The organism is Shewanella carassii (assembly GCF_019670705.1).
In the GTDB taxonomy this organism is placed as follows: domain Bacteria; phylum Pseudomonadota; class Gammaproteobacteria; order Enterobacterales; family Shewanellaceae; genus Shewanella; species Shewanella carassii.
The window spans coordinates 4304054-4326142 of sequence record NZ_AP024618.1; the positions used below are offsets into that span (position 1 = coordinate 4304054).

Annotated in this window: 19 protein-coding genes; 3 read left to right on the forward strand and 16 right to left on the reverse strand. The window is 54.8% G+C overall.

Features of this window, described 5'->3' with window-relative positions; genetic code table 11:
- Positions 1 to 16: 16 nt before the first annotated feature.
- From fdh3B (K5621_RS19260) to K5621_RS19310, 11 genes are all read right to left on the reverse strand, one after another.
- Complete coding sequence (gene fdh3B / locus K5621_RS19260) at positions 17 to 586, reverse strand: formate dehydrogenase FDH3 subunit beta (protein ID WP_221050069.1); 570 nt, start codon at positions 584 to 586, stop codon at positions 17 to 19.
- Between the two features lie 29 nt (positions 587 to 615).
- Positions 616 to 3468 (reverse strand): molybdopterin-dependent oxidoreductase, encoded by a 2853-nt coding sequence (locus tag K5621_RS19265; RefSeq protein ID WP_100143265.1) that lies wholly within the window; start codon positions 3466 to 3468, stop codon positions 616 to 618.
- A gap of 18 nt (positions 3469 to 3486) precedes the next feature.
- Positions 3487 to 3684: a twin-arginine translocation signal domain-containing protein gene (locus K5621_RS19270; protein ID WP_100143264.1), complete on the reverse strand. Its 198-nt coding sequence runs from the start codon at positions 3682 to 3684 to the stop codon at positions 3487 to 3489.
- A gap of 372 nt (positions 3685 to 4056) precedes the next feature.
- Positions 4057 to 5055: a formate dehydrogenase subunit gamma gene (locus tag K5621_RS19275; protein WP_071239162.1), complete on the reverse strand. Its 999-nt coding sequence runs from the start codon at positions 5053 to 5055 to the stop codon at positions 4057 to 4059.
- Between the two features lie 45 nt (positions 5056 to 5100).
- Positions 5101 to 5697 carry a formate dehydrogenase FDH3 subunit beta gene (fdh3B, locus tag K5621_RS19280; RefSeq protein WP_039035146.1) on the reverse strand — a complete coding sequence of 199 codons (597 nt, stop codon included), beginning with the start codon at positions 5695 to 5697 and terminating at the stop codon, positions 5101 to 5103.
- 27 nt (positions 5698 to 5724) lie between these two features.
- The gene (locus K5621_RS19285) at positions 5725 to 8574 is read right to left on the reverse strand and encodes a molybdopterin-dependent oxidoreductase (RefSeq protein ID WP_100143263.1); all 2850 of its coding nucleotides are present in this window, start codon (positions 8572 to 8574) and stop codon (positions 5725 to 5727) included.
- Positions 8575 to 8592: 18 nt separating this feature from the next.
- Positions 8593 to 8790 (reverse strand): twin-arginine translocation signal domain-containing protein, encoded by a 198-nt coding sequence (locus tag K5621_RS19290; RefSeq protein WP_025010612.1) that lies wholly within the window; start codon positions 8788 to 8790, stop codon positions 8593 to 8595.
- Positions 8791 to 8865: 75 nt separating this feature from the next.
- A complete protein-coding gene (locus K5621_RS19295; protein ID WP_025889566.1) occupies positions 8866 to 9522 on the reverse strand; it encodes a TorD/DmsD family molecular chaperone in 657 nt (218 codons plus the stop codon).
- Between the two features lie 10 nt (positions 9523 to 9532).
- The gene (locus K5621_RS19300) at positions 9533 to 11197 is read right to left on the reverse strand and encodes a 4Fe-4S binding protein (RefSeq protein WP_221050070.1); all 1665 of its coding nucleotides are present in this window, start codon (positions 11195 to 11197) and stop codon (positions 9533 to 9535) included.
- Between the two features lie 150 nt (positions 11198 to 11347).
- Positions 11348 to 11974 (reverse strand): DUF3306 domain-containing protein, encoded by a 627-nt coding sequence (locus tag K5621_RS19305; RefSeq protein ID WP_221050071.1) that lies wholly within the window; start codon positions 11972 to 11974, stop codon positions 11348 to 11350.
- Positions 11974 to 12432, reverse strand: a complete 459-nt coding sequence (locus tag K5621_RS19310) for a DUF3305 domain-containing protein (protein ID WP_100143261.1) — start codon at positions 12430 to 12432, stop codon at positions 11974 to 11976. Before K5621_RS19310 ends, K5621_RS19305 begins: the two co-directional genes overlap by 1 nt.
- Positions 12433 to 12708: 276 nt before the next feature.
- Between K5621_RS19310 and K5621_RS19315 the strand changes: the two genes are divergently transcribed.
- Together K5621_RS19315 and K5621_RS19320 are read left to right on the forward strand one after the other, a co-directional pair.
- Positions 12709 to 13539, forward strand: coding sequence for a formate dehydrogenase accessory sulfurtransferase FdhD (locus K5621_RS19315; RefSeq protein WP_100143260.1), 831 nt, complete (start codon positions 12709 to 12711; stop codon positions 13537 to 13539).
- A 24-nt stretch (positions 13540 to 13563) separates the two neighbouring features.
- A complete protein-coding gene (locus K5621_RS19320; RefSeq protein ID WP_100143259.1) occupies positions 13564 to 14469 on the forward strand; it encodes a helix-turn-helix transcriptional regulator in 906 nt (301 codons plus the stop codon).
- A 42-nt stretch (positions 14470 to 14511) separates the two neighbouring features.
- Here the strand turns inward: K5621_RS19320 and rlmF are convergent, their stop codons facing one another.
- Both rlmF and K5621_RS19330 read right to left on the reverse strand, forming a co-directional pair.
- Positions 14512 to 15591: a 23S rRNA (adenine(1618)-N(6))-methyltransferase RlmF gene (gene rlmF / locus K5621_RS19325; RefSeq protein WP_221050072.1), complete on the reverse strand. Its 1080-nt coding sequence runs from the start codon at positions 15589 to 15591 to the stop codon at positions 14512 to 14514.
- Positions 15584 to 15991, reverse strand: coding sequence for a flagellar basal body-associated protein FliL (locus K5621_RS19330; RefSeq protein ID WP_100143257.1), 408 nt, complete (start codon positions 15989 to 15991; stop codon positions 15584 to 15586). The genes rlmF and K5621_RS19330 overlap by 8 nt, the downstream gene beginning before the upstream one ends.
- 105 nt (positions 15992 to 16096) lie before the next feature.
- Here K5621_RS19330 and K5621_RS19335 point away from each other — a divergent pair, with 105 nt between their 5' ends.
- Positions 16097 to 16675, forward strand: a complete 579-nt coding sequence (locus tag K5621_RS19335) for a chorismate--pyruvate lyase family protein (RefSeq protein ID WP_221050073.1) — start codon at positions 16097 to 16099, stop codon at positions 16673 to 16675.
- 69 nt (positions 16676 to 16744) lie between these two features.
- Here the strand turns inward: K5621_RS19335 and K5621_RS19340 are convergent, their stop codons facing one another.
- The 3 genes from K5621_RS19340 to K5621_RS19350 form a co-directional block, all read right to left on the reverse strand.
- Positions 16745 to 19564 carry an immune inhibitor A domain-containing protein gene (locus tag K5621_RS19340; RefSeq protein WP_221050074.1) on the reverse strand — a complete coding sequence of 940 codons (2820 nt, stop codon included), beginning with the start codon at positions 19562 to 19564 and terminating at the stop codon, positions 16745 to 16747.
- Positions 19561 to 19848: a hypothetical protein gene (locus tag K5621_RS19345; protein ID WP_100143254.1), complete on the reverse strand. Its 288-nt coding sequence runs from the start codon at positions 19846 to 19848 to the stop codon at positions 19561 to 19563. The genes K5621_RS19340 and K5621_RS19345 overlap by 4 nt, the downstream gene beginning before the upstream one ends.
- A 100-nt stretch (positions 19849 to 19948) precedes the next feature.
- Positions 19949 to 22078, reverse strand: a complete 2130-nt coding sequence (locus K5621_RS19350) for an MGH1-like glycoside hydrolase domain-containing protein (protein ID WP_221050075.1) — start codon at positions 22076 to 22078, stop codon at positions 19949 to 19951.
- Between the last annotated feature and the right edge of the window lie 11 nt (positions 22079 to 22089).

Genomic DNA, 22089 nt, shown 5'->3' on the forward strand with positions numbered 1-22089 from the left:
ATATTCGTGCCGTCTGTTACTTCCAGGCGCCGTTTTCGGCACCGCGATAAGCCACACGCTCGCGGTAGATGCCGGAAACCACTTCCGCATCACCGGCCAGCAGGGCCTTGGTTGCACAGAGCTCGGCGCACATAGGCAACTTACCTTCAGCAATACGGTTGGCACCGTATTTCTGACGCTCGGCTTCCGAATGGTTTTCTTCAGGACCACCGGCACAGAAGGTACACTTGTCCATCTTGCCGCGGGAACCGAAGGCACCCTTTTTCGGGAACTGAGGCGCGCCGAATGGGCAGGCATAGAGACAGTAACCACAACCGATACAGGTATCTTTGTTGTGCAGCACTATGCCATCTTCGGTGCGGTAGAAGCAGTTGGCAGGACATACGGCCATACAAGGCGCGTCGCTGCAATGCATACAAGCCACAGAGATAGAGGCCTCGCCGGGCTGACCATCCTTGATGGTCACCACGCGGCGACGTTGGATACCCCACTCGAGAGCGGAGTCGTTTTCGTTTTTACAGGCGGTGACACAACCATTACATTCGATGCAGCGCTTGGTATCACACAGAAATTTCATTGTAGCCATAGTGGCAATTCTCCTCGCTTAAGCTGCACTTATGCTTTGACGATCTGACAAAGCGACGCCTTGGTTTCCTGCATCTGAGTCACTGGGTCATAACCATAGGTCAGCGCAGTGTTACAGGATTCACCCAATACGTAAGGCACAGTGCCTTCCGGATAGTTGGGCTCCAGGCTCTCGCCGTGCATGATCCCGGCGAAGTGATAAGGCATCCAGGTCACACCAGGTTGAACCCTTGGGGTCACCATGGCCTGAACCAGTATCCGGCCACCTTCGGCGCCTTCCAGCCATACCTTCTCGCCGTCGCGGATACCGCGGTCGGCAGCATCACCAGGGTTGATCTCAACGAACATCTCCTGTTGCAGTTCGGCCAGCCATGGGTTGGCACGTGATTCTTCACCACCACCCTCGTACTCCACCAGACGACCAGAAGTCAGTACCAGAGGATACTTACCGCTGACATCCTTCTCCTGGATAGACTTGTACAGAGTCGGCAGACGGTGTACTTGCATATCGTCGTAAGTCGGGTACTTAGCGACCAGATCACGACGGGAGGTGTACAGTGGCTCACGGTGTACTGGCACCTGATCGGGGAAGGTCCACACGATACAACGGGCCTTGGCGTTACCGAATGGGATACAGCCGTGCTTGATGGCAACCCGGACAATACCGCCAGAAAGGTCGGTCTTCCAGTTCTTGCCTTCGGCTTCAGCTTTCTCTTCGGCAGTCAGCTCATCCCACCAGCCCAATTGCTTGAGCAGCTTGTCGGAGAACTCAGGATAACCGTCCTGGATCTCGGCGCCCTTGGAGAAGGAGCCTTCGGCCAGCAGGTTCTTGCCTTGATATTCCACGCCGTAACGGGCACGGAAGTTACCGCCGCCGTCTTTGACGTGCTTGCTTGTGTTATAGAGGATCTGGGTACCTGGATGCTTCATCTCAGGTGTACCCCAACATGGCCAAGGCAGACCATAGGTTTCGCCCTTGCATGGGCCACCTTCGGCTTCCAGAGTCTTGTTGGAGAAAGTACCCCAGTTCATGGTGTGAGCCTTAATACGCTCAGGGCTCTGGCCGGACATACCGATAGTCCACATACCGCGGTTGATTTCGCGAGTGATGTCTTCGATCAGAGGCAGACCATTTTCTTTCTTGATGCGCTTGGTGTACTGCTCGGCAAAGCCCAGTTTCTGCGCCAGACGATACATGATTTCGATATCTGTCTTGGACTCGAACAGCGGCTCGATAACCTGTTCACGCCACTGGATAGAACGGCCTGAGTTGGAGATGGAACCACGGGTCTCAAACTGAGTCGCGGCAGGCAACAGGTAGACGCCATCCTTACGACGGTGCATAACACCGGCCATAGTTGGGAATGGGTCAACAACAACAACTGTATCCATCTTGTCCAGTGCATCACGCACGTCGCGCTGACGGGTTTCAGTGTTGACAGACTGACCCCAGAAGAAGGCCAGGCGCACGTTGTCTTTCTGTGCCAGCTTCTGCTTGTCTTCCAGTACACCGTCGTGCCAACGGGAGCAAGGAATACCCGGAGTCGTCATAGGTTCGCGGCCCAGGTAAGTACCCTGATCGAAGCGGCTCTTCATCCACTCCATATCCAGATCCCATACATGGGTCCAGTGTTGCCATGCCGCAGTGGTCAGGCCGTAGTAACCTGGCAGGTTATCGAACAGCAGACCCAGGTCGGTAGCGCCCTGTACGTTATCGTGACCACGGAAGATGTTGGTACCACCACCGGAAACACCCATGTTACCCAGAGCCAACTGCAGGATACAGTATGCGCGGGTGTTCGCATTACCTACGTGGTGCTGAGTACCACCCATACACCAAATCACAGTGCCTGGACGGTTATCGGCCATCATCTTGGCGGCCTGGTACAGATACTCTTCGCTACAGCCGGTAATATTGGCCACTTCTTTAGGTGGGAACTTCTTGGCTTCTTCACGGATAGTTTCCATCTCGAACACACGTTCTTTGATGAAAGTCTTATCTTCCCAACCGTTTTCGAAGATATGCCACAACATACCGTAGATAAACGGAATGTCGGTACCCGGACGGATGGCACAGTGCAGATCGGCATGAGCTGCGGTACGGGAGAAGCGTGGATCGACCACGATCAGCTTGGCGTTATTCTTCTCTTTGGCGATCAGAATGTGCTGCATGGAAACAGGGTGTGCTTCTGCAGGGTTGGCACCAATGAAGAAAATAGCCTTGGTGTTCTGAATATCGTTGAAAGAGTTGGTTTGCGCACCATAGCCCCAGGTGTTGGCCACACCGGCTACAGTGGTAGAGTGACAAATACGGGCAGAGTGGTCGACGTTGTTGGTACCCCACATGGCGGCCAGCTTACGATACATGTAGCAGCCTTCGTTGGAGAACTTGGCGCTACCCATAAAGTAAACAGAATCCGGACCCGATTCCTGACGGATCTTCAGCATCTTGTCACCAACTTCGTTGATGGCCTGATCCCAGCTGATACGCTTCCACTTACCGCCTTCAAGCTTCATTGGGTACTTGAGACGCTTCTCACCATGGCCATGCTCGCGCAGTGCAGCACCTTTGGCACAGTGACCACCGGCGTTGAATGGGTGATCGAAGGCAGGCTCCTGACCAGTCCAAACACCATTTTGTACTTCGGCATACAGACCGCAACCTACGGCGCAGGCACTACAAATGGTGCGCTTGACTTCGATCGGCGCGTCATAAGGAACATCTTTGGCCTCGGCGCGACGCATCATGCCAGTGCCCAGCATAGAGGCAGCTGCAATACCACCGGCTGTAATACCGGCATTTTTCATAAACTGACGACGGCTGATCCCCAGTTTTGGTTTGTCGGCCTTGGGGGCGACATTAGATGTGCGAGTTAACTTCATCGCTTGAGATCTCCTGGATTAGCTACGCAGACTGTTGTAATAGCTGCGGATATGCGCTGTTTCGTGATAACCCGTGTTCTCGGATTTCGCTTCAACAGTTTCACTGGCCTGAGCGGCACTCACTCCGGTGGCAGCAATCGCGGCACCCGCGGCACTGCCTATGGTGATAGCCTTCAGCAGGGATCTGCGGTTCAGATCTGGCTTCTGGTCTTTCATTTTTGCTCCTGATAATTTTCACCCACGCTGCGGGTGATACAACCCTCTTTCGTGCACTTGAGCCCTTAGACAATCCAAGTTATTCCCATGCGCAAAAAAGGTAAAAAATCCGTTAAATATGAATAGAATCCTTCTATCAGCATGAGCAATATAAGGCTTTGTTAGTAAGGTGGTTTTGATCTGGGACAGTTTGGATGTAAGCCCCATGGGAACGGCTGTTCAAAGCGTTAACTGCTTCAAACTTTCAGCGATAAGCGGAGTTGAAAAATGTCACTCTTGACGACATTTCGAAGAAAAGAATGTTAAAAAACAGATCATAAAAAAACACCCCGGCAGGCCGGGGTGTTTGCAGTCTTAAATCAGCTCAAGGGCTCAATTATCTCGATATTTGAGCGTACCGTTGGCCTTGATTTCGTCGTACCAGACATTGTGGTGCTGCATCGCCCAGTTTTCATCACAGTAACCTGACTTCATGCACTCCATACCGCCCTCAGACAGTACGGTTGCCATCCAGATATGCACTATGGTGAAGGCGATGATCAGAATTGCACTGATACCATGCACCAACAACGCTGCCATCGAGGCTTCACGGGGCAAATCCAGGTTAGGCAACACCATCATGATGCCGGAAATGCTGATAAACAGACCGAAAATGGCCAGGGTCCAAAACCACATCTTCTCACCGGCGTTGGCAAAACCCGAATCCGGGTGCTTACCCTTGAAGGGACCGAAGTTGATGTAGCCTCCCACCAGCATGAACCACTTGAGGTCATAGCTCTTGAACAGCTGATCCGGCATCCATTTCACCACCAGTACCGCCCAGGAGACGATAAACAGCGGCCCGACCCAATCGTGGATCGTCTTGGAGCCATAGATCAGTGCCGCCCAAATATCGCCACTGACATAGGGTTGCAGCACATGCTTGCCCAACATGATGTTGAGGCCGGTGAAGATCAGGATAAGACAGCTGATCGCCACTACCCAGTGGATGATCAGGTCCGCCTTACTCCAGCGGAACACCAACTTGCCGGAAAAACCATGGTGCAGTTTGGATGGTCCATTCACCAGGTAAAAGAGCACGAACGCCCCAAACACGCCGACTACGGCTATTGCCATAACGGGTGTCAGGTACTGATTGCGCAGCTCCTTGCCCTGGTTGCCGGCCACGTTGATCAGCACGCCGGTTTCAACCCCTTTGGCTGTGGTATAGCCGGATTCACCGGATTTTACCGCGCGCCAAAGATCGGCCTCACTGGTTTGCGCCTGTTGCTGGCTCGACTGTTCATCGGCGGCCATGGCTGTGGAAGCAAACCCCAGCCCGGCAACCAATACCAGCAGAGCGAACAGACTGCGCAGTGATTTGATTAACATAGTCACTCCTCGTCAGGGTGGGCCTTAGCCCACCCTCGCTCTGTCTCAGTTGATCTCACCGGTCTTGGGATTGTAGCCCCAAATGACATCAGGGTTACCCCGGGCGGCCATCCGCTCACGATAGATATTGGATACCACTTCCGCGTCACCGGCCAGCAGCGCCTTGGTGGAGCAAAGCTCGGCACACATAGGCAGCTTACCTTCGGCGATACGGTTGGCACCATACTTCTTGCGCTCGGCTTCAGAGAAGTTTTCCTCTGGACCACCGGCACAGAAAGTACACTTATCCATCTTGCCGCGACTGCCGAAGGCGGTCTTTTTCGGGAACTGAGGCGCCCCGAAAGGACAGGCATAGAAGCAGTAGCCACAACCGATACAGGTATCTTTATTGTGTAGCACTATGCCATCGTCAGTGCGGTAGAAGCAGTCTGCAGGACAAACCGCCATACAAGGCGCGTCGGTACAATGCATACAGGCAACTGAAATGGACGCTTCACCGGGCTGACCATCATTGATGGTTACCACGCGGCGACGCTGGATACCCCACTCAAGCGCGGAGTCGTTTTCGTTTTTACAGGCTGTGACGCAACCGTTACACTCGATGCAGCGCTTGGTGTCACATAAGAATTTCATGACTGCCATAATGGCTTATCTCCTCATCAAGTACGGTTAGGCTTTGGTGATCTGGCACAGGCTGGATTTGGTTTCCTGCATCTGTGTCACCACATCATAGCCGTAAGTCAGAACCGTGTTGGCCGATTCACCCTGAACGTAAGGTACTGTACCTTCCGGATAGTTCTTCACCAGGCTCTCGCCTTCGAAGATACCGGCGAAGTGGTACGGCATGAAACATTCACCGTTGATCACCCTTGGCGTAACCATGGCCTTGACCTTGATCTTGGCGCCTTCTGGGCTGTGTACCCAAACATCATCGCCATCGCGTAGACCGCGGTCGGCAGCATCGCCTGGGCTGATCTCGATAAACATCTCTTGCTGCAACTCGGCCAACCAAGGGTTGGAACGGGTTTCTTCACCACCGCCTTCATATTCCACCAGACGACCAGAGGTCAGTGCCAGCGGGAAGTCTTTGGAGAAGTCCTTGTCCTGAATTGACTTGTACAGGGTCGGCAGACGCGCCACCATACGGTCTTCGTAGGTGGGGTACTTGGCGACCAGGTCACGACGAGGCGTGTATAGAGGTTCACGGTGCAACGGAATGTCGTCCGGGAAGTTCCATACGATACAACGAGCCTTGGCGTTACCATAAGGGATACAGCCGTGAGCTATGGCCACACGCTGAATACCACCGGAAATATCGGTTTTCCAGTTTTTGCCTTCGGCGTGTTTCTTCTCTTCTTCGGTCAGGTCATCCCACCAACCCAGCTGCTTGAGCATCTTGTCGGTAAACTCAGGGTAACCATCCTGAATCTCACTGCCTTTGGAGAAGGAACCTTCGGCAAGTATGTTGTTGCCATTGTGCTCAACACCGTAACGGGCACGGAAGTTACCACCGCCGTAGCGGACTTCACGGTCGGTACGATAGAGGATTTGGGTACCTGGATGTTTCATCTCAGGTGTGCCCCAACATGGCCATGGCAGACCATAAGTTTCACCCTTGGCTGGGCCGCCGGGTGCTTCGAGGGTATCGAAGTCGAAGGTACCCCAGTTTTCCTGGTGCATCTTCAGACGCTCAGGGCTCTGACCTGTGTAACCTATGGTCCACATACCGCGGTTGAACTCGCGGGTGACATCTTCAACCAGCGGCTCTTCACCGTTGACCTTGATGTGCTTACAGAACTCTTTCTCAACGCCCCACTTCTTGGCCAGCTTGTACATGATCACATGGTCAGGCAGCGACTCGAACAGAGGGTCAATGACCTGAGAACGCCACTGCAGTGAACGGTTGGAAGCTGACACAGAACCATAGGTTTCGAACTGAGTCGCGGCAGGCAGCAGGTAGACGCCATCCTTACGCTGGTGCATAACACCGGCCATGGTTGGGAATGGGTCAACGACGACCACAGTGTCCATCTTGTTCAGTGCTTCACGCACCTCACGGCCACGGGTTTCGGTGTTGACAGACTGACCCCAGAAGAAGGCCAGACGAATATTGTCTTTCTGGGCAATCTTGTTCTTGTCTTCCAACACACCGTCGTGCCAGCGGGAACAAGGGATACCGGCTGAAGTCTGTGGCTTCTGGCCCAGATACTCGCCTTGATCGAAACGGCTGCTGACCCAGGCAGGATCCAGATCCCACACATTGCACCAGTGCGCCCAGGCGCCGGAAGTCAGACCATAGTAACCAGGCAGGTTATCGAACAGCAGACCAAAGTCAGTGGCGCCCTGTACGTTGTCGTGACCACGGAAGATGTTGGTACCGCCACCGGAAACACCCATGTTACCCAGAGCCAACTGCAGGATACAGTAAGCACGGGTATTGGCGTTACCTACGTGGTGCTGAGTACCACCCATACACCAAACGATAGTGCCGGGCTTGTGCTCGGCCATCATCTTGGCGACACGGCGCATCTGAGCCTCACCGACACCGGCAACATGCTCAACCTCGGCAGGGTTGTACTTCTTCACCTCTTCGCGGATACGTTCCATGCCGTAGACACGCTGATCGATAAAGCTCTGATCTTCCCAGCCATTTTCGAAGATATGCCACAGCAAGCCGTAGATGAAAGGAATGTCGGTACCGGGACGGATATGCACGTACTCGTCAGACTTAGCTGCGGTACGGGTGAAACGTGGATCAACCACTATGACTTTGGCACCGCGCTCTTTACCTACCAGAATGTGTTGCATCGCCACAGGGTGAGCTTCACTGGGGTTGGAGCCGATAAACAGCATGCACTTGGCATTGTGCATATCGTTGAAGGAGTTGGTTTGCGCACCATAGCCCCAGGTGTTGGCCACACCGGCTACAGTGGTAGAGTGACAAATACGCGCCGAGTGGTCGACGTTGTTGGTGCCCCACATGGCTGCGAGTTTGCGGTACAGGTAAGACTGCTCGTTGGAGAACTTGGCACTACCCATGAAGTACACAGAGTCAGGGCCGGATTCTTCGCGGATCTTCAGCATCTTGTCGCCGACTTCATTGATAGCCTGTTCCCAGCTGAGACGCTTCCACTTACCGCCTTCGAGTTTCATTGGATACTTGAGACGTTTCTCACCATGGCCGTGCTCACGCAGTGATGCGCCCTTGGCACAGTGACCACCGCGGTTGAATGGATGGTCCACGGCAGGCTCCTGCCCGGTCCAAACACCGTTTTGCACTTCGGCGTAGATACCACAACCTACTGAGCAGTGAGAGCAGATAGTACGCTTCACTTCAGTGGGTGCATCGTGAGGAACATCTTTGGCTTCGGCTTTACGCATCATTCCTGCGCCCAGCATAGACGCTGCGGCAATCCCACCGGTAGCCAAACCGGCAGACTTAAGGAACTGACGACGATTCAGACCCAGAGCGGGCTTTGCAGCCACAGCGACCTGGTCTGTTTTGCGGGTTAATCGCATCACACACTCTCCTTATCGTTATTTATTACGCAATGAGGCGTAATAATTGCGCACATGGTCAGTCTCACGGTAGCCCTCACCCTTTGGCACTTCTGGTGCTTCAGGCTTGGCCGCCAAGGCTTGACCACTGACAGTCGCAACCGCGCCTGCCGCACTGCCGATCGCCAATGCCTTGAGCAGTTGACGACGACCCATGTCGGAAGCTTGCTTCTTCATAGTGTCTCCTCGTGTTGAAGGTAGACGGGGGAAACTCCCCCGCATGCTTTAGCCCGTGTTACCACGGGCAAATTCTCAGGCCAGCTCGCTGGCCTTGGGCTGGATCTGTACCGCCGGGGTTTCCACCACGGGCGTGCTCAGCACCAGCTGTTCAAACTCATTGATTTCGGTTTCAAAGAAGGCCCGGCCGAGTTGTGCCACCACGGCGTAAAACGCGGCGGAGGGACAACGGGACAAGGTATCGAAGAAACGTATGATCCAGCTGCCGATATGGCGGCGATAGAAGGCCAGTTGCTGATGGGCCGGAGCCTCCAGCAGCAATACGCTCATCACCTCGCACAGAGCGGCAACATGATCTTCCGGCTCCTTGACATTTTCTTCGCGCTCGAAGCCCAGCTGCATCAGGTCCTGACGCAACAAAGCCAAGGGCTTGTCCATCAGCGAACCTGTCATAAACCAGCTGCCATAGGGCAGGATTTCCCCCGAACCCACGCCGAGGAAGATGTTGAAATACTCATCTTCCAACTGATTACTGTCGAACTGGACGGCCGCCAACTTGAGCGCCAACCAGGCCTTGGTCATGTCACTGTCGTCATTGGCATCGACTTCGAGGTCGCCAAGAAAACTCAGCAATTCCGGGCTGGGGTGGCGCCTCAGCAGCGCCGCCAGCAGCTGATAGATATCTGCTCTAAGCTGATCGTTTTCTGATACTTCTCTTACTGTTTCGGTCATAGCGGATCTCTTATCTCAGTTGCTTTTCCGGATCCTGGAGTATGTCTTCAAACATATCCTTCACCCGACAATCACCACACATCTTCAAGCGCTCTATGTTGGCGCTGAAGGCGCTGTGGCTTCCGACCATATCCAGCATCCGGTGCACCATAGACTGGGTCGCGAACGGTGCTCCACAACGAATACATTCGAACGGAGCTTCTTCTTTCAGGATCCGGCGCTGCTGCCGTGCAGCCTTATCCAGATTGACCTGAGGAGTCAGGCTGATCACCTTCTCCGGACAGGCGGCCTCACACAGGCCACACTGCACACAATCCTGCTCGACAAAATACAGTGCTGGTGTGTCACCACCGTCGGTCAGCGCCTGGGTAGGACAGGTCGCAACACAGGACATACACAGGGTGCACTTGTCGGCATTGATATTCACCAGGCCATAGGGAATATTGCCCATGGCCAGTTGGGTATCTACATTGGCTGCCTGCTCATTGAGATGGTCGATAGCGGCATACAGCTGGGTGCGCTTGTTCCCCTCAGTGAGCGCCGCAGGCACAATCACAGGCCAGTCCATGCTCACATCCAGTATAGGCCAGAGATTGGCAAGCTCGGCTTCGTCGATAACCCGAATCCTTTGAGGCTGTCCCATCTCATCCAAAATGGCGTTGGCCAACCCCTGTTCGCCCTTGAGCATCTGGGTTAGGGTCGGTGCCGTAGCGCTGGTGTTAAGGATCAACACCTGGCGTGCGCCCCAGGCCAGAGAAGCCATCCAGTGATCCATGCTGGCCACAGTGACTTCTTCCAGCGCGACCGGCAGAACTTCGCCCGGCAGCTCGTCATTGATCAAGGCGCCGCCCTGTCCCATGTCGTGGAACAGCACCACAGGCGCAGTTTGGGCCTGCTCGCGGAAGCGGGAAATCAACTTATTCAGGTATGAATGCAGCGCCTGAGGGGTTGGCTGGTCGTAGGCGATGGCCCCGGTTGGGCAGGCATTGGTACAGCTGCCGGCGCCGTGGCACAGATAGGGGTCTATCTCAATCTGCTTGGCCACGCTCTTGATAGCATCGGCCGGACAGAAGTTGAGGCAGCGGTTACAACCATTGTTACCATTGCGGTTGTGGGCACAGAGATCGGCGTTGACCTTAACATAGCGTGGCTTGTCGAACTGGCCGACCATCTGAGGTAACTCTTGCAAGGCTTCGGCCAGTTTCTGCGGGTCCTGCCCCACATAGAAATAGCCGGGTGGCAGCATTTCCAGTTGAATTTGCGGCTCGCGGCTCAGGTCGAGGATCAGGTCAAAATGCGGCTTACGCAGCGCAACCACACTGAGCTCGGCAGCGCCGTTGTCGTGTTCGACACTCACCTGGAATTGACCGAGGAAGCCTTTGATACCAATCAGCTTGTTGTAGTAGCTCTCAACCTCTTCGGCGGCAGCCATGACGGCTTCGAGATGGGCCTCTTCCTGGCTGGTGATCGGCTCATTGGCCAAGATCACTCTACCGGCCATGGCAGACAGTTTGTCTGCCGCCAGCCGGGCCAGATCCTCGGGACCTATCACCAGGACATTTCCCTCTGTGGTGTAACTTACGGTCGGCGGGATCAGGTTTTGCAGAATCTGAGTCTGCTGGCTGACCTCTCGACGCACCTGCCGCAGCGCTTGCTGGGCGGAATTATTGCTCACACTATTGTTCACTTTGCGTTCCTGAACAGTTTATGGCGGTGGCCGTATTCTTTATCTTGCTGCTTTTATTATTGATTTACAGCTTGCTATAGCCTGAATACAGCAATTCACATACCAAATTTATGGGCATTAAAGGCTGTTAAACTGACGTCAAACAACCGGCTTATGAGTTTCAGTCACGGTATCTGTGGCATTTTGGACCTCTGCAGGCATCTCCCCGTCCAAATTGTCCGTTGGTGACTGTGGCGCAGATTGCTCGGCCAACTGTGGCGCATCGGCCTCGGCATCCACCAGAGAAGCATCGGCTTCGGCCAGGGCGTCTTCTGCCTCTTCCGGCTCCTCTTTTTCCAGTACGTGACGGAACACCTTCTTGGCCAATTCGGCCGAAGCTTCGGCGCTTAACTTGGGCTGGTTGCTGTAATCGAGGGCGTACTCAAGCAAGCCGTCGATTTCGTTGAAATGGGGTTGCTTCCACAGGGTGCGCAACGCGGCGGTCTTCACTGCCGGGTCGACATTCTTGGCCATAAAGCTGGCGAAGCTGCCGCCAACCTCAATACCCTTGGGATCGGGCAAGTCTTCGGCAGTCAGCAGTTTTTCTTCCTGCGGCTCGGCCTCTGGTTGGGGGTCGAGCGCGGCCTGAGTTTCTGCCACAGACGCAACAGCGGCGTCTTCTTGAGGGCTGACTTCTGCCAGCGGCTCATCGATTGGGGTTTCCCCGTCCTGCACCTGCTGCTTACGCAGTGCCCAGCGGCTCAGGAATCCACTCTTCTCGGCCATCAGTGCCTCCGAATGTTGTCTTCGGCCAATTCCTTGCGGCGGTTAACATGTTTGCGTCTGTGGGCGGTGATTTCCACTTCACCATGGCGGGTAATGAAGGCTTCGATCCAGCAGGCAATCGCCTCTGGCATCGGCATGTTCAGTACCGGGGTATCTCCTTCGAGACAGCCGGCTGCGACATTTTGGTCGGCAGAGATGGCAGCCGGGATCCAGTTACCCTCGACATCTTCATCGCAGACGATATAAAGCATGGGATTGTCCATATCCAGATTGAGACGGTAACTGGCGCGCTCATCACGAAACAACTCCAACAGTATCAATTTGGCTCCGGGCGGCGCCTCATGGGTGGCGGGCACGACTTGATCCAACTCCCAGCTGATGGATGTCCAACGACCGACCTGTTTCTCCACTTTTTTCAGTGAAACGTACATGGGCCATACGCTTTCGGAATGTTGCATACTGACTCCCCCCCGATAGGATTATTTTCGGGCATAAGTAAGGTTTCAGGTGATCTGCAAATTTGATGCCAGTTACGATATTAGAAATAAGTTTGAACTCAATCATCTATTTAAGGCTAAAAATAGGACATTTTGTCCAATATGCAATCTGCCCTGGGACATTCATGACCTGTGCGCCGACGGCGCTTGCTGCGGATCACGCATTTAGCAGCCTGAACCCTGTGTCGGTATAAATATTGCTATGCTGTGGTTCAAGCTCTCAGTGAAGATTCGATAATGACCAATGCCAAACCCCAATTGATCAAGACCAACACCCAGGTTCCTTTGACCATTGCCGTGACTGCAGTCGATGAGAATGGTCAGTTGCAGGAAAAGTTTGTTGCCTGCGAAAGGCCGCTGACGGTTTACCTCAACTGGCGACCGATAGTCACCCTGATGACCCTGGGCGCAAGAGCCGAGGCTCTGGCACTGGGCTACCTTAAGAATCAAGGTTTTATTAATGATGTTTCGCAACTGGAATCTGTGATTGTTGACTGGGACGTGGCTTCAGCGGCCGTGATCACCCGGGAGCAGACTGAGGATCTGGACGCCAAACTGGCCGATAAGACGGTCACCACAGGTTGTGGTCAGGGCACAGTATTCGGCGGCTTTATGGATGGATTGGACGACATAGTCCTGCCGCAACCGCAACTAAAGCAGAGCATGCTCTACGCCCTATTGAAAAATATCAGTGAATACAACCAGACCTACAAGAATGCCGGTGCAGTTCACGGCTGTGGGCTGTGTGAAGCGGATAAGATAAAGTCCTTTGTTGAAGACGTCGGCCGTCACAATGCAGTCGACACCCTGGCCGGTGAGATGTGGCTGGAACAGGACAGAGGCGACAACAAGATTTTCTACACCACGGGACGACTCACCTCCGAGATGGTTATCAAGGTTGCCAAGATGGGGATCCCCGTGCTCTTGTCCCGCAGCGGTGTCACCCAAATGGGCCTAGAACTGGCGCAAAAACTGGGGATCACCATGGTCGCCCGCGCCAAAGGGCGCCATTTCCTGGTGTACAATGGCGCCGACAATATCGAGTTTGATGCCAGCAATCCACGCTGATACCCAAGATACCAAGGAGAAGTGATGACGGAGCCCAGCGAACTTGTCTATATGAGCGCCAAGCAAGTGGCCGAGTATTTGGACCTCAATGAAAAGAAGGTCTATGCCATGGCCAATGAGCGTATGCTGCCGGCGACCAAAATCACAGGCAAATGGCTGTTTCCAAAGATACTAATTGACCGCTGGATCATGGACTCCTGCCACAGCGGCATGCTGACAGACCGCTTGCTGATCACCGGCAGTGATGATCCCCTGTTGTCGATGCAGGTGGCCAGACTGATGGCTCAGGTGGGCAGTCGAGAACTGATCAGCTACAGCGCCACTGGCTCCCGCTTGGGATTGGAGCTCTTATCCAAGGGTTACGCCGATGTCTGTACCTTGCACTGGGGCAGCCTGGAGGAACGCAATATCCGTCATACGGCGCTGCTGAAGGGATATTCCAACCACCAGCAATGGATCATGGTGCATGGCTATAACCGCCAACAGGGGTTGATCGTGCGACCGGATATGCATCACAGATGTCAGGAGGAGAGCAAGGTACTGCAACTCCCTTGGCGCTGGGTCACCCGTCAGGGTGGTGCCGGCAGTCAACAACATCTGGAGCACTGGCTGTTGAAACAGGGGGGCAAACTCGAGCAACTCAACTCGGTACTCACCGCCTTTAGTGAGCGGGAGTTGGCCGGTTATATTGCCCGGGGTGATGCCGATATCGGCTTTGGCTGTCAGGCGGTCGCCATGGAAAGCGGCCTGAGTTTTGTGCCTTTGGTGACTGAGTCCTTCGACTTCGTCATGCCGCAAGGGATCTACTTCCGTCGCCAGTTGCAACAGCTGTTCAAGATGCTCGGCGGCAGTCAGTCCCGGCAGATGGCCGCCCTACTCGGCGGCTATGACCTCACCGACTGCGGCCAGTTGCTGTGGAGCCCGGAGTAATTAGGCTGTTAGCACCAACTCAAGGCCTGCCAACAGCGGGCCTCAAGCCTTGAACTTCCACCACTGACGCCTGGCGGCGGCATCGAAGAAACTCCAGGCCAATACCCGAGTCTGCTTATTGCCCTGTTGCATCTCCAGAATCTTGACCTCTTTGGCGCCAAGTTGCTTTAACGCCTGCTGACAGGGTTTGAGGTTGTCACCCTTGGACACCAAAGAAGAAAACCACAGCACTTGTCCGCCATAGTCGCGACTTTCGTGAATCATCCGCAGCAGGAAGCCCAACTCGCCACCATCGCACCAAAGCTCGGCCTGACAGCCGCCAAAGTTCAACTTATGCTCCTGACGCTGATGTTGCTCACCACGATTGGTCGCCAGATTGCGCTGCTTGCGTTCGCTGCCACTGCGGGCATCGGCGGCCGAGGCATGAAACGGCGGATTACAGAGGCTGAAGTCAAAACACTCCCCCGCCTGCAGCAAACCATGAAATATCTGCTCTGGCTTGGGCTGCAGCCGCAGTTCAATGGCGCTGGCCAGCTTGAGATTGTGCTGTAAAACGCCGGCGACATTATCCAGCGCCACAGGGTTGATATCGGCGCCGACAAACTGCCAGCCGTAGACACTTGAGCCAAGCAAGGGGTAGATGCCGTTGGCTCCCGTGCCTATATCCAGGCCGCGAATGCGCCGACCTTGGGGGATCTTACCGCCTTCAGCCAGCAGATCGGCGATATGATGCAAATAGTCTACTCGCCCAGGAATTGGCGGACACAGATAGCCCTCGGGCAACTGCCAACCCTGGATTTGATAATGGTGCTGCAATAAGGCGGCATTAAGTGCCAAGACAGCTTGCGGTTCGGCAAAGGGGATCGAAACCTGGCCATAGTCTGTGGTGATAAGGTGAGGCGCGAGCGCAGGATAACTGGCGACCAGAGTCGCAAAGTCATAGCCTTGGCGGTGCGGGTTGCGCGGATGGAGGCCCTTGTCCTTGGCTTTCCCGCCCGTTTTAACCGAGGTTTTGCCGGCCGTCGCCTTTGGAGCCTTTTTCTTTACTCTTGTCCTAACCTTTACTTCGGCCCTGGCCTTGCTTGTCGAAGCGTTGAACCTATGCTTTTTTACCTCAGTCATACAGGTACTTGGTAAACAGCAGATTCACCACCAGCGCCCGGCCGGTTTCCTGCTCCAGCAAACGATTGACTGTGTCGTAGCACTCGCGGCGGATCTCTTCCCTACCGGTAAGCGACTTGACCCTATCCTCGGGTTGGTTACCGAGGATCTCTACTATCGCGGCCCGCAGCAGGGGATCATGATGTTGCAAGGCTACCAAATCCTGGGGGTCTTTCACCATAAGCTCAACACTGATACGCACAAACCCCAACTTCTTGCGGTTGGAGATATAATTGGTCACTATTTCAGGTTCAAAACCATAGTAGGCATAGGTATCTTCGGCAGGCTTTTCATCGGCCGCCATCACAGGCTGCAACATGCCTGCAAGCATAAAAAACAACAGTGTCAAAATGCGTTTCATATTCAGTTTCCAGCTCCCGTGACTTGTGCCCATGCCTCGTACTCTCTATCTGCCCAAGGGCAAGCGTGATAGACTCCCGAGTTGTAGTATTGTACCGGGTATCCGATGAATGTGACCAGTTTAAGCTTTCCTTATGGTGAATCAATTCAGTGGTTTTCGCCAGAGCAATCACAACAACTCCCCGCAGCACCATTGCATGATTGGCTGCTGGCGACCGGCAGTCTCACCAAGAGACTCAAGAGCTGCTGTCATCATTTTGAGGTCAGACTGCTCGGCGAAGCCATGCTGCCCACCGCGACTCAAGAGTGGCAGGGTAAGGAGCACAAAGCCATCTGGATCAGAGAGGTGTTGCTCTGCCTGGACGGGACCCCCTGGGTCTTTGGCCGCACCCTGATCCCGGCAAAGCTGCTGGAGCAACAGCAGAGACTGGGTAAGTTGGGTACTCGCCCCCTGGGAGAGTTGTTATTCGGCGATATCGGCTTTGAACCCGGCGCCATAGAGGTTGCCAGCTTCGACAACCATTCACGGGTCGCTTCCCTAGCCAATTCACTGTCGCAACCCACCACAGAGGCTATCTGGGGCAGAAGACGTTATTTCCACTTTCAGGAACAGCAGCTGATTGTCGGTGAAATCTTCCTGCCGGCGGCGGTTGCCGCCATCAATCAAGGCCAACTTACGCCTTGAGCACGGGCTTGTAATCCCTCTCTTGAACGACCAAAAACATAAGGGACGCTTGAGCGTCCCTTATTTCTGTCAGTGCCTGCGCCGCCAGGCGATCAGCGCCAGCCCCAATAGGCTCAGACCGCCGAGGCTACCACCTCCGCCGCCGGAACTGCTTTCAGTCGTATTGGGCACAACCGGATTGGAGACCACCAGAGTACGACTATTACTGCTCTGATTATTCTGTGAGTCGGTCACTGTCAGGCGCACACTGTAGCTGCCCGCCGCACTGTAAGTATGCGATGGAGAAGCCTCAGTACTGCTCTGGCCATCACCAAAGTCCCACTGATAACTGAGTTCTCCGCTGCCACCACGGCTGAGGTTATTGAACTGCACGGTTAAACCTGTACCACTGATATCGAACAGCGCCGACAGAGGAATGCTGACCGTCAGCTGCAAGCGGGTCACGGTTTGCCGGTTATTGGCGTCTGTCACAGTCAGTGTGACTGTGTAGACACCAGACTCACTGTAACTGTATTGAGGCGTCGCTTGGGTACTACTGGCGCCGCCAACCCCAAAGTCCCACAGGTAAGTGTAAGGTGCCGTCCCGCCACTGAGATTGGCGCTAAAACTGACATTGCCCCCCTCCTGCTGCGCTGAAATGCTGGCACTGAGTTCTGTGCCGCTGCTGTCGCTGCGTTTACTCACCAACAGCTGCGCCTGGCTGCTGTCTGGCTCTTGAGTCAACAACTGCACCATCAGACCCAGCTGGGGCAGCACCAGACCGGCCTGAGGCTTAAGCGGCGCGCTGTAGTCGTCGCTGTCATCAAACAGGCTATTGTTGCCAAGATGGGTGTCACCGAAAAACGCCGACTGTGGATAAATACTGAAGCTGGCATCACGAACCTGCACATCGGTATCACGGTTGCCGATCAGGTTTTGATCCGCATCCACCACCCCAATGAGGCCATATCCAGGATGTTCGGCCACCTTGTTGTCGCTGTAGGCTAAGTTTTCATACCAAACCAAGAGTCCCGGCTCATAACTGTCTTGCTGCAACCCGCTATCCACGCCCTGATAGTTACGCAGTTGCAACAGATAACGCCGCGGCGCGCCTGGGCGAGTGTCGTCGGTGCGAACGAAACCCGAAAGATTTACCGCCTCGAGAGCCGTCTCGGCATTGTCGCTGTAGACTAGGTTGCCGTCACTCTCGAGACGTATATCATCTACCACAAAGCCATAGCCACCGACCGCTTCATCGGTACGATATACCAGGCTTATCCGCTTGTTCATCCCGGCATAGGCACTGAGATCAAAGCTTATCTCCTGCCAGCCCTGTTCCCCCTCACCACCAGACAAGGCCGCCGAGTCACCGCTAATGATATAGGCGGCATTGTTAATGCTGTTGCTGCTCTTGGTATGGCTCCCAGCCAATGGCACCCCATCCACCAGCAGTTGCACATAGTCATAGTCCTCTTCTATCTGCCAATGGGCCTTCATCTTCAGTGTTAGCTTGGTACTCATGGGCAGTTGCAGCTCGAACGACATGGCGTTGTTGAGCTGATCGCCCTGATTCGAATAGTACTGGTATTGCCCCTGATAGGCCGGAGTAAAGGCGATGGAGTTTGATGGCAGCTTGATGGCCAACTGGTTTACGCCACTGCTATTGGCATGCTCAAGCGACACTTGAGTGCCGTTGCTATCCAGTGCTTGATAATCCAGGGTTTGTTCGTTGACCCAGCGGCCCTTGTACCTGTCCTGTAGAAATGAGCGGGCGTAGGGGCTGAAACCACTTGGCTGGGAGCCTCTTGGGGAACCTGCCCAGCTGCCGCCGGACATCAGAGACCAGAGACCGACTGGCGAACCATCGCTGGCATTGCTACTGATGTCATATTCATCAGGTAAACCGAGGTCGTGACCAAACTCGTGGGTACAGACACCGGTACCGGCATCCAGCGGCTGTATGGTGTAACCGAACAGACGCATATTGCTCCCCGGAATAGCCTGACCATATTGACCGGGCGCCGAGGGCACAAAAAATCTGTGTGACCAGATGGCATCATCGCCGAGCATACCGCCACCGGCCTCTTCACCTATGCTGGAATGGAAGATCATCACATGATCCAAAATCCCATCGGCTTCATTCAGGTTGCCGTCACCGTCAATATCATAGGGATCTTCAATATCATACTGCGCCAGCTCAGCGGCGCTCATGCTGGCAACTGCAGCCGCGACCGCTTCCTCCACCAATTCGGTAGCGGCTGTGTCGTCATTGTTGTTATTCGGGTCGTTGGCGCCATAGTAGGCCGCATTCTGGCTGGCTCTAAACCAGCCTTTCACATCACCATTGAAGAAAAAGCTCTGACCGGAAACCGCTTGATAGTACTGATAGGCTGAGGGCAGTACTTGCCCCTGGGGCCCAGGGAAACCTGCATCGGAAAACAACAGGCCACGGTAATGGGCTACCGAGTAGTTGGCGTAATACATCTCGGTATCGCCGGGACTCAGGCGATTGGCGTTATAGGGCAAGTCGGGGAAATCCACCAGCACGGCCAACACCTTGACCCGCTTGGTCACATCGGTATCGGCTACCCGCGACTGTGCCCGCATTAACTTGCTTTGACGCAGGCTGTTGCTTCGCGCCTGTTGCAGCAGTTGTTGCTCCTTGGCCTTGAGCACTTGCGCTGTCTTACTGCCCGCCCCCGTAGATTTGGCCGTATAGGCTGCCAGCGCCTGTTGCCGCTCCTCTTCAGAGGCATCGGCATCGAGTTCACCGCGTTTCACCAACCAATAGAGGATCTGCTCTTTGTTAATGACTCCGGGATCCGCCGGAGCCGTGGCGGCTAAAATATTCGTTGCCCCAAAGAGACAAGCTGTCCCCAAGGCCAGGGCCAGTACCGACTTCAAACTCATGACTTTGGCTCCTTGATACACTTTTCAAACTTTTGATTGCGCTGCTGAATATACTCAGAGACCTTGGCTTCGGCCTCTTGTTCGCTCATTTGCGGAGTAATGATGTTGCGCTCGATCAGACTGGCTTTAATTTTAGCCCGATTTACCACAGGTGCCCCACTGCCACAGGGCAACAAGGGTTTAACCGCGCGGTTTTTATCCGCAATGGCATCGGTTCCCGCTTCGTTTCCAGCCTGACAGGCACCCAGAAACAAACAGATGGCAAGAGTTGAGGGCAGTCGCACCGGCGGCACCTTAATTATTAACAGAGAGAGTACAGAAGATTAACAGCGGCTGTTAAGATTGCACAGCAGAAAGTCGCGGCCAATTCGCCTCATTCAGCGATTATTCAGCCTCAGACAACAAACCTTCGCTATAAAGCAGCATTAAGACCGAAGCAGACCAACTAAAGTTGCTGCCATGCAGTCCTTCCCCACTGAGTGGATGGTAGTTTTCCCGTATCGGCAGATCCCGGCTCTCGGCGGCGATGGCCGTCAGTAAGCGCCGCGACATTGCACTTGCCTGCTGCCGGTAACCGTAATGCTGCAACCCCTTAATGGCAAAGAAGGCCTGATCCAGCCATACCGGCCCGCGCCAGTATCTGTCGGGGGCAAACGCTGGGCTGTCGCGGCTCACGCTCGGAAACGGCACCTGGGTGCCGAAGCTTTCTGGCCTAAGCTGTTGCTTTACCACCGCTTCTGCCTGCTCAGGCGAAGCAACACTGGCCCACAGCGGGATCCAACCTTCAGTGCCCTTATTGTCGCTGAGCAAGCGCCGCTTACCCTCGGCATCGAAACGTACATCGTAGAAGAAACCGCTGGCAGGGTCGAAAAAGTCCCGCCGAATCGCCTGTCCCAACCGCTGGGCCTGTTGCCGCAGTTGCATTGCCTCAGCTTCCCGTCCCAGCAGACTGGCCATCTGCGCCAGATACTGCTTATCGGCATAGAGAAATGCATTGAGATCGACACTATCCTGATTGAGTGAGTAGCCGAGCAAACGCCCTTTAGCGTCGCGATTTTCCAGTACCTGCAGGCTGTTATCGGCATCGAATCTGGGCGCATTGTCCATCCCGGACTCCCAGGCTGCAGCCTGAATGATGGCATCACGATTAGGTGCCCCGGGCTCACCGTGCAACGGATGCAGATTGGCGCCATATTCCGCCAAACCATTGCCATCATGATCCCGGTTGCGATACCACCAAGCATGCAGAGCCATCAGTCTTGGGTAGAGCTCGGCAACAAATGCCTTGTCACCGTCCTGAAGGTAGATCTCCCATACGGCCCAGGCCGCCAACGGCGGTTTGCCATTCCGCTCATTCCAGTTGCCACCATCACCGCCGCGGGCTGCATCTTGGTTGTAAAACACTGCATCCGGCATGCTGCCGGCATCCTGGGGTCTGACGGGATCCTGCGCATCAAATTGATAGTCAAACATCGCCCGCACATTGGACTTGGCAAGCCAGGGCTCGACACGCGCCAAGGCCACCGCCTGTTTCCAGCTATCCCAGGCCCAGAGACCATTGAACCATTGGTAGGTGACCGAAGGCGTTACCCCGTGGTGACGCAGTGCTCCGGCCGGGCTGCGCCAGTTGTGTGTCAGGGTGCTAATGGCCCGAGCGGCCATGCGCTTTTGTCCCAAGTCGCCATCGGCCAACTTGGCCAGACGCCAACCCCAGCGACTATGGTTGCGCTCGGCGCTCAGCAACAACTTAGGCCACTGCAGCGGCTTGGCCTCTGCTGCGGTGTGAAAATATTGCTGGGCACTGAGAAAACTGCGCCGCTCAGAGGGGGCCAGGTTCAGCACTTCAGAACTGGCTCGGTAGCCCCGAGCGCCCCGCTCTTCCAGGAAGGTGGGTTCACGGAAGCTTATGCGGAATTTGGCATCATCGAGCATTAGCGACCAAGTTTTTCTCAGTGGCCGAAACTGCCACTCCAGTTGATTGGTCGCAAACTGTCTGCCGGCAATCCAGGGCTTGCCTACCGCAGTGTCGAAGGGTTCTCCCTGCCACTGCAACTGCCACTGACCCGCTTGGGTGCCGGTATTTTCCAGCACAGTCTCAATCAGTGAACTGCGCTCATCGGCAAAATAGAGTCTGGTGCTGAGGCTAAGATCTGGCCAGCGATATTCCTGATACAGGCCATCCGGGCGACTGAATAGGCGTCTTTCCGCTTCGGCAAAATTCTTCGCCTGGCCTGTGCTCAACTCCAATATGCTGAGGTGCTGCAAGCTGGGCGCCAAATGCAAGCTGTATTCTTGGGCGATGATCAAGGGGCCGCTGAAGCTGCCATAAAATGCAGGCTCATCCGGCAGGTGATACCCATGCCAAGCGCCCATATCCATGTACACCGCGGGGATAGTCAGATTCCCGGCGACATCCCGCTCCTGCGCTTGTTGCGGCGTGCCTTGATAGGGCAAGAGATTGTCATAATCTCCGGCGGCCAGACTCAAAACACAGATCAGGGCACAACTAAGCACTTCTACCTCGA

What these genes read in the sequence shown, in the direction of transcription:
- fdh3B (WP_221050069.1), bottom strand. Translation starts at nt 586, where the DNA reads ATGGCTACAATGAAATTTCTGTGTGATACCAAGCGCTGCATCGAATGT.
- K5621_RS19265 (WP_100143265.1), bottom strand. Translation starts at nt 3,468, where the DNA reads ATGAAGTTAACTCGCACATCTAATGTCGCCCCCAAGGCCGACAAACCA.
- K5621_RS19270 (WP_100143264.1), bottom strand. Translation starts at nt 3,684, where the DNA reads ATGAAAGACCAGAAGCCAGATCTGAACCGCAGATCCCTGCTGAAGGCT.
- K5621_RS19275 (WP_071239162.1), bottom strand. Translation starts at nt 5,055, where the DNA reads ATGTTAATCAAATCACTGCGCAGTCTGTTCGCTCTGCTGGTATTGGTT.
- fdh3B (WP_039035146.1), bottom strand. Translation starts at nt 5,697, where the DNA reads ATGGCAGTCATGAAATTCTTATGTGACACCAAGCGCTGCATCGAGTGT.
- K5621_RS19285 (WP_100143263.1), bottom strand. Translation starts at nt 8,574, where the DNA reads ATGCGATTAACCCGCAAAACAGACCAGGTCGCTGTGGCTGCAAAGCCC.
- K5621_RS19290 (WP_025010612.1), bottom strand. Translation starts at nt 8,790, where the DNA reads ATGAAGAAGCAAGCTTCCGACATGGGTCGTCGTCAACTGCTCAAGGCA.
- K5621_RS19295 (WP_025889566.1), bottom strand. Translation starts at nt 9,522, where the DNA reads ATGACCGAAACAGTAAGAGAAGTATCAGAAAACGATCAGCTTAGAGCA.
- K5621_RS19305 (WP_221050071.1), bottom strand. Translation starts at nt 11,974, where the DNA reads ATGGCCGAGAAGAGTGGATTCCTGAGCCGCTGGGCACTGCGTAAGCAG.
- K5621_RS19310 (WP_100143261.1), bottom strand. Translation starts at nt 12,432, where the DNA reads ATGCAACATTCCGAAAGCGTATGGCCCATGTACGTTTCACTGAAAAAA.
- K5621_RS19315 (WP_100143260.1), top strand. Translation starts at nt 12,709, where the DNA reads ATGACCAATGCCAAACCCCAATTGATCAAGACCAACACCCAGGTTCCT.
- K5621_RS19320 (WP_100143259.1), top strand. Translation starts at nt 13,564, where the DNA reads ATGACGGAGCCCAGCGAACTTGTCTATATGAGCGCCAAGCAAGTGGCC.
- rlmF (WP_221050072.1), bottom strand. Translation starts at nt 15,591, where the DNA reads ATGACTGAGGTAAAAAAGCATAGGTTCAACGCTTCGACAAGCAAGGCC.
- K5621_RS19330 (WP_100143257.1), bottom strand. Translation starts at nt 15,991, where the DNA reads ATGAAACGCATTTTGACACTGTTGTTTTTTATGCTTGCAGGCATGTTG.
- K5621_RS19335 (WP_221050073.1), top strand. Translation starts at nt 16,097, where the DNA reads ATGAATGTGACCAGTTTAAGCTTTCCTTATGGTGAATCAATTCAGTGG.
- K5621_RS19340 (WP_221050074.1), bottom strand. Translation starts at nt 19,564, where the DNA reads ATGAGTTTGAAGTCGGTACTGGCCCTGGCCTTGGGGACAGCTTGTCTC.